We start from the raw sequence: 6,651 nt of genomic DNA, 5'->3' as shown, positions 1-6,651 counted from the left end.
CCCGCCTCCCAAACACCCCCGCGTGGTCTCCCCCCTTGTTGGCGGGGCGCCCCCCGCCCGCATCCCCCCCCAAAACACCCGCCCCCCACAACCCCGTCGGTGTACGGAGCCATCGGTGCACCAACCCAAGGAGCCATCGGCGCACCAACCCAATCGGCCACGTTCAACCCCTCACACCACCCGCACCATCTTCCCCATCAAATGCTCCACCACCCCGTCCGGATCCGCGGTGCGCCCCACATGCGTACTCGACATCTGCACGATGGAACTGCGCTTGGCCGTCAAAAAATGAAACCGCGCCCGCGCCGGCAACTGCGCGATCGGCCCGGCGCTCGCATCACCCCGACAGATCGCCACAATCGCATCCAACCACGGCTGCAACGCCTCCAGGTCCAACGACGGCGCAAAGGCCTGCATCCGCACCGGGTCAATCTCAATCGCCGCCTGAAGATGTTTCGCGCCCGGGCAGGACACAATCACCCCGACGTTGATGAACTCCTCGCGTTCCACCCGCGGTACCACGCGGATGACCGCATAGTCATACGTGTGCAGCGTGGGCACGGACGGCCTCCTGTACAAAAGCGGCGCGCGCCTGCAGGCGGCACTTCAGATAGTCAATGTACGCCTGGCGGTACGCCGCCGGGCTTTCAAAGGCCGGTTCGTTCACCAGCCAGCTGTCCGGCACCAGCGCCACGATCCGCTCGATCTCCGCATCCGGCAGCCGCGCCGCCAGCTCGGCATCCACCTCGGCGATCTTCGAGGCGAACGGCAGCAGCACATGGTCGCGGATCAACAGGAACGGCTTCAGGCAGGCATCGCCCGCCGTGGCCCAGTCGTGGTGGAAGTACATCGCCGCACCATGGTCGATCAGGTACAGCTTGCGGTGCCAGACCATCAGGTTCGGGTTGCGGGCGGTGCGGTCGACGTTGCTGGCAAAGGCATCGAACCAGACGATGCGCGACGCCAGATCGGCATCGACCGGCATCGCGGCCGGATCGTAGTTGATCGCGCCGGGCAGGTAATCGCCGCCGAGGTTCAGGCCCTCGCTGGCGCGGATCAGGTCCTGGATCTCCGGGTCGGGCTCGGTGCGGGCGAACTCGCGGTCCAGCTCCACGAACAGGATCTCCGGAATGGGCAGTTCCAGGCTACGCGCCATCTCGCCGGCAATGAGCTCGGCAATCAGCGCCTTCGGGCCTTGCCCGGCGCCGCGGAACTTGAGCACCACCATGCCATCGTCGTCGGTCTCGACCACGGCAGGCAGGGAGCCACCCTCGCGAAGCGGGGTGATGTAGCGAAGCGCGTGGACAGTACGCACGGGAACCCAATGAGGAAGCGTGGCCGCCATCTTAACGTGGCCCAGCCATGGCAGCGCCAGGTCGCCGCCAGGCCTAAGAAGCAGCCGCCCCAGGGCTGGCGAGGCAGGGCACCCTGCGCAGGCCGCGCGCGGCAGCGGCCCGGATCGGGCGTAACTGTGACGCGCCTCTCGCCCAAAAGGAGCGGGCGAGCGTGAAATTTATCCGGATTGCGACGGAAAGAATGTCGTTCCATTTTCCCGGATTATGCGTGCTAGAAAGAAGGCGCCAGACATCCAGCATCTGGTATTCGATCTCGGAAAATTGACGAACCCAACAGGAGTCATACCATGGCTAATCTCGTTCGCGCCCTCCAGGTTTCCCTGAATCTGCGCTCGGTCAGCCCGACCCAGAGCATCCGTTCGAAATACATCTACTGGATCATTTTCTAAGCGCAGCATCTCCGCGTGGTTTCATGAGCACGCCAGGGGTGGTCGATGGCCACCCCTGGCACTTCAAGGAGGCGGTGAAATGGCGGGTCAGGGCGCAGAAACCGAAGTCGTTTCAATCGACGATCTGCTTGAACGGGTGCGCCGGGAAGGCCCTGTCCTCGCATTCCAGAACGATGTCGTCGGCATTTTCGATCCGACCCTGGCGGTCAAGGTCGACAAGGCCAATACAGACCTGCATACCGTGCCGGATTCGCTCATCGACTTTCTCGGTCTGCGCGGTTCGGCGGCGCCTGTCGCGTGGCGCGAGGTGCGCGCGTTGCTCAGCGAGCAGGGAGGGCGGCTCGCGGCCCCCGACCACATGCGGACGCTGTACACGCGCATGCACACGTTTCTGTCCGAGCGTTGCGGCCCGGACCATGATCTGAGCGAACTCAGCTGGTGGGCCATTTCTGAACCGCTGCTGCCCTTGTTGATCGGCGGCATGAACCCGCGCGATACCAATGCGCTGGTGGGCGAGCAGAAAACGCGCTACAGCGGCATCGTCAAACAGAATTTTTCATTCCTGCGCCGGATAGTGAACTTCCATCTTTCGCGGAAGGCGGCCCGTACGGTTTCCCGCCACATCAAACGGCGCGCACGCGGCACTGCCCCGGCGCAGGACGACTTCCTGCAGTCTCTGCTGCCGCTGGTGGATCGGATCGGCGTGGATCGCGTGGCCTACCTGGTCTCGACGGTGCTGGCTGGCATGTCCGGGCTACCCGGCATCACCGCTGCAAGCCTGCTGTATGCAATGCATCGCTATCCCGAGTGGCGCGAACGGATCCAGGCCGAGACCAGCGCACTCGATCTGGAGTCGCTGTATACGTTGCCCATGAAGGCGTTGCCGTGCACGTCGCGTTTCATCAAGGAAACCATCCGGGTTTGGCCGGGGCTGTTCGCACTGCGCCGCCCGGCATGGCATGACATCGAGGCCGAGGGAATCACCATCAAGAAGGGCGCCGCGTACGAACTCTCGTCGTACTTCCAGCATCATTCCCCGGAGTTTTGGGATTCCCCGGATGTGTTCGACCCTGATCGTTGGCTCCCGTCGAGGCGGCAACCCAACAAGGGGGCCTACGTCCCCTTTGGATTCTCCTCACGTGCGTGCATCGGCAGTGCGGTGGGCCACGCGCAGCTGGTGCTGTTCTGTGCGCTGGTCACGCGCGACTTCGATATCCAGGTGCGCACCGATCCGGCACCGTGGATGCAGCTGGAAGGCTTCGCCATCCCCATCGATTTCAGGGGCGTGGTGACGCCACGCCGGATCCATGCCGCAGCCGCCAGGCCGGCGGCGTCACAGGATGCCGCGCAGGGCTGCCCGTATGCCGCGGCCGCACGCGCCCCGGCGGCGCACGCAGATCCGTTGACGGAGTAAGCGCAGCCGACTTACCGTGATGCTGCAGCGGCCTGCAGGGGGCGGGCCGCCAATGGAGATGGAAGCGACGTATGGGCAAGGGATGGGCATATCTGGCGCTGTCCGTCGTCGGCGCACTGATGCTATGGGGCACCGGGCAGTTCGATGAAGTGTCCGGCGGCACCAATTTGAAACAACGCGAGGCGTTCTGGCAGGCGCGGCTGGCACAGGAGCTCCCGCCCGGCACCGCGCGCAGCGACGTTGACGCATTTGCCGCGCGCAACGGGCTGGTCCTGAGCTGCCAGGAAACCGCACGCAAGCCACCGGCCAGCGAGTGCCACGCAGACGACCCCAAAGCCAAGGGCGGGACCGCCACCCATCCCATGACCCGGGAAGTGGTGTTCGCATTCGAGGGCAACCTACTGAAGAACGCATCCACGTCCCTGCGCTCGCTGGAATTCGGGCCGCAGTGAAGGAGACTGTCATGCAGATGTATACCTACGTCCTGAGCCTCCGGATCACTCACCCCTCCATCGATCCTGAGCAGATCAGCCAGATGCTTGGCAAACCTGCAGACAGGTGCTGGAAGGCAGGGGAGCTGCGCCGCACGCCGAAGGGGACGTTGCTGCAGGGGACGCGGACGGAATCGTACTGGGCCTGCAACCCGTTCTACCAGGGTTGGCAGGAGTCCACCGAAGAGGGCTTCGAGGACGCGCTGGAGGAGGCGCTGGGCTGGCTTGAGCCACACGCAGCGTTCCTGTTGGAGATCGCCCAACAGGGCACGATCCGCATCTGGTTCAGTTCGCACAGCAACCGGAACTTCGCCGTTGAGCTGCCGCCCCGGTTGCTCGGCCGCATGGCGGCGCTGGGCATTTCGCTTGTCCACGACGTCTATCAGGGCGCCTGACTGACGGCATCCCCATGGCAAGGCCGGCAACGGACCTAGTGCTTTCGGCCCATTCCGGCGCGAACCCCCGGTGCTAGATTCCATGGGATGCCGGCGACCTGTGCGCCGCCGGAAACCCATACCTTTGCAAGGGGATCTGGATGCTCATCCGTCGTACCTGCCTGGCTTCGGCCATTGCCGTGGCAACGCTCGCTGTCGCCGCACCGGCCTTCGCCGATTATGCCAAGCCGCCGGAAGCGCTGCTCAAGGTGCTCAAGGCACCGCCGCCGCCGCAGCCCAGCCTGGACCCGAGCGGGCAGCGCCTGCTGCTCACCACGTTGCAGACCTATCCGTCGATCGAGCGCGTCGCCCAGCCGTATCTGAAGCTTGCTGGCGTGCGCCTGGAGCCGAAGAACCGCAGCCGCCACGACACCCAGGGCGGCTATGGCATTCCGGCCTGCGTCGCCGATTTCACCCTGGTCGATGTCGGCACTGCCAAGCAGTCCAAGGTGGCCTTGCCGAAGGGCTGCGCCAGCGCGGCGCAGTGGTCGGCCGATGGCAGCCGCTTTGCGTTCCAGAATGCGGTGGATACGTCGGTGCAGTTGTGGGTCGGCGATGCGCAGACCGGCCAGGTCAAGCAGATTCCGAACGTGCAGTTGAACCCGATCTTCGGCTACACCGTGCAGTGGTTGGGCGGTGGCCAGCAGCTGCTGGTCAAGACCGTGCCGGCCAACCAGGGGCCGGCGCCGTCCAGTGGCACCGGGCCGGGCGGCCCGGACATCCAGGAGTCGCTCGGCAGCAGTGGCGAGAGCAGCACCTATGAGGCACGCGATACCCTCACCAGCGTGCACGACGAAGCGCTGTTCGCGTACTACGGCGCCTCGCAGCTGGCGGTGGTCGACGTCGCGGCCGGCAGCGTGCGCCCGATCGGTACGCCGGCGCTGTACAACGACATCAATGCCGCGCCCGATGGCGTGCACGTGCTCACCGAAACCCTCAAGGCGCCGTTCTCGCACGCGGTGACCTATCAGCGGTTCGCCAATGACGTGGCGGTGATCGATCTGCGCACCGGGCGCAGCACGCCCATCGCCAGCCTCCCGCTGGCCGACCGCGTGCCCGTGCACGGCGTGCCCGAAGGCCCGCGCGAATTCGACTGGCGCTCCACCGATCCGGCCACGCTGGTGTATGCCGAGGCGCTGGACAATGGCGACTGGAAAGTGACTGTGCCGCATCGTGATCGGGTGCTGGCGCTGAAGGCCCCGTTCGCGGGCAAGCCGCAGGAAATCGCGCGCACTGCGCAGCGCTTCGAAGGCATCGCGTGGAGCGCCGATCCGGCCGTGTCGTTCCTGTTCGAGAACGATGAGAACCGCCACTGGCGGCAGACCCGCATCGTCGATGTGGACAACCCCAAGCAGGAGGGTCGCCTGTTGTGGGACCTCTCCAGTGACGAGCAGTATGCCGATCCGGGCAACCTGGTCTTCAAGCGGCTGCCGAACGGCGCGCCCGTGGTTCGCCAGGACGGCGCCTTCGTGTTCCTGCGCGGGCAGGGCAGTTCGCCGCAGGGCGACCGGCCGTTCCTGGACCGGCTGGACCTGGGCTCGCTGAAGACCGAGCGCCTGTTCCGCAGCAGCGCCGATGCCTACGAGCAGGTGCTGGGGCTGACCGCCACCCCGGGCCGTTACCTCACCTGGCACCAGTCGGTGATGGACCCGCCGAACGCGTTCCTGCGCCAGCAGGGTGAGCGCGACGCGGCGGCGAAGGACGGCGAAGCGCAGTACGCCTCAACGGGTACCGCGTTGACCCACCTGACCGACCCGACCCCGGAAGTGCGCCAGATCAAGAAGCGGCTGGTGACCTACAAGCGCGCCGACGGCGTGGACCTGTCGTTCACCCTTTACACCCCGCCGGGCTACCAGGAAGGCCAGCGCGTGCCGGCGATCCTGTACGCCTACCCGGCGGACTTCGCCAACGCCGCGCAGGCAGGGCAGGTGTCCGGCTCGCAGCAGACCTTCACCCGCCTGGCGCCGTACCGGCTGATGCTGCTGGCCGGCTACGCGATCATCGACAACGCCTCGTTCCCGATCGTCGGCGATCCCAAGACCGCCTACGACACCTACCTGGAACAGCTGGAGGCCGATGCCAAGGCTGCCGTGGACAAGGCGGTGGACCTGGGCGTGGTGGACCGCAACCGCATCGGCGTGACCGGCCACAGCCATGGCGCGCTGATGACGGCCAACCTGATCGCGCACACCGACCTGTTCAAGGCGGGCGTGGCCACCAGTGGGTCGTACAACAAGACCTTCACCCCATTCGGCTTCCAGAACGAACGCCGTTCGGTGTGGCAGGCGCAGGACGTGTACCTGAAGGCGTCGCCGTTCTTCTACGCCGACAGGATCAAGCTGCCGCTGCTGCTGGTGCACGGCGAAGATGACGCCAATCCGGGCACTGAGCCGTTCCAGTCGCGCAAGCTTTACCAGGCCATCCGCGGCAACGGCGGCACCACCCGTCTGGTCATGCTGCCGAACGAACCGCACTGGTACACCGCATTGGAATCGAACGAGCAGCTGGTATCGGAAATGCTCAACTGGTTCGACACGTACGTCAAAAACGCGCGGTAGCACCACGCCC

General features: G+C 65.7%; 6 protein-coding genes. 4 read left to right on the top strand and 2 right to left on the bottom strand.

The features are described 5' to 3' along the window. Window positions 1-171: 171 nt before the first annotated feature. Window positions 172-561, bottom strand: coding sequence for a DUF3037 domain-containing protein (locus tag ACOZHM_RS03020; protein WP_421567458.1), 390 nt, complete (start codon window positions 559-561; stop codon window positions 172-174). Further along, window positions 539-1,315: a HipA family kinase gene (locus tag ACOZHM_RS03015; RefSeq protein WP_421567457.1), complete on the bottom strand. Its 777-nt coding sequence runs from the start codon at window positions 1,313-1,315 to the stop codon at window positions 539-541. Before ACOZHM_RS03015 ends, ACOZHM_RS03020 begins: the two co-directional genes overlap by 23 nt. Window positions 1,316-1,823: 508 nt before the next feature. Here ACOZHM_RS03015 and ACOZHM_RS03010 point away from each other — a divergent pair. From ACOZHM_RS03010 to ACOZHM_RS02995, 4 genes are all read left to right on the top strand, one after another. Beyond that, window positions 1,824-3,158 carry a cytochrome P450 gene (locus ACOZHM_RS03010; protein WP_421567456.1) on the top strand — a complete coding sequence of 445 codons (1,335 nt, stop codon included), beginning with the start codon at window positions 1,824-1,826 and terminating at the stop codon, window positions 3,156-3,158. A 71-nt stretch (window positions 3,159-3,229) separates the two neighbouring features. Beyond that, window positions 3,230-3,610: a hypothetical protein gene (locus ACOZHM_RS03005; protein WP_421567455.1), complete on the top strand. Its 381-nt coding sequence runs from the start codon at window positions 3,230-3,232 to the stop codon at window positions 3,608-3,610. A gap of 11 nt (window positions 3,611-3,621) precedes the next feature. Next, window positions 3,622-4,044 (top strand): DUF4279 domain-containing protein, encoded by a 423-nt coding sequence (locus ACOZHM_RS03000; protein ID WP_421567454.1) that lies wholly within the window; start codon window positions 3,622-3,624, stop codon window positions 4,042-4,044. A gap of 140 nt (window positions 4,045-4,184) precedes the next feature. Continuing rightward, on the top strand, window positions 4,185-6,641 hold the full coding sequence (locus ACOZHM_RS02995) for a prolyl oligopeptidase family serine peptidase (RefSeq protein WP_421567453.1): 2,457 nt from the start codon (window positions 4,185-4,187) through the stop codon (window positions 6,639-6,641). Window positions 6,642-6,651 lie beyond the last annotated feature (10 nt).

The sequence above is a fragment of the Stenotrophomonas sp. PD6 genome (genome assembly GCF_049199305.1).
In the GTDB taxonomy this organism is placed as follows: domain Bacteria; phylum Pseudomonadota; class Gammaproteobacteria; order Xanthomonadales; family Xanthomonadaceae; genus Stenotrophomonas.
This window is presented reverse-complemented; position numbering and strand designations above follow the sequence as displayed.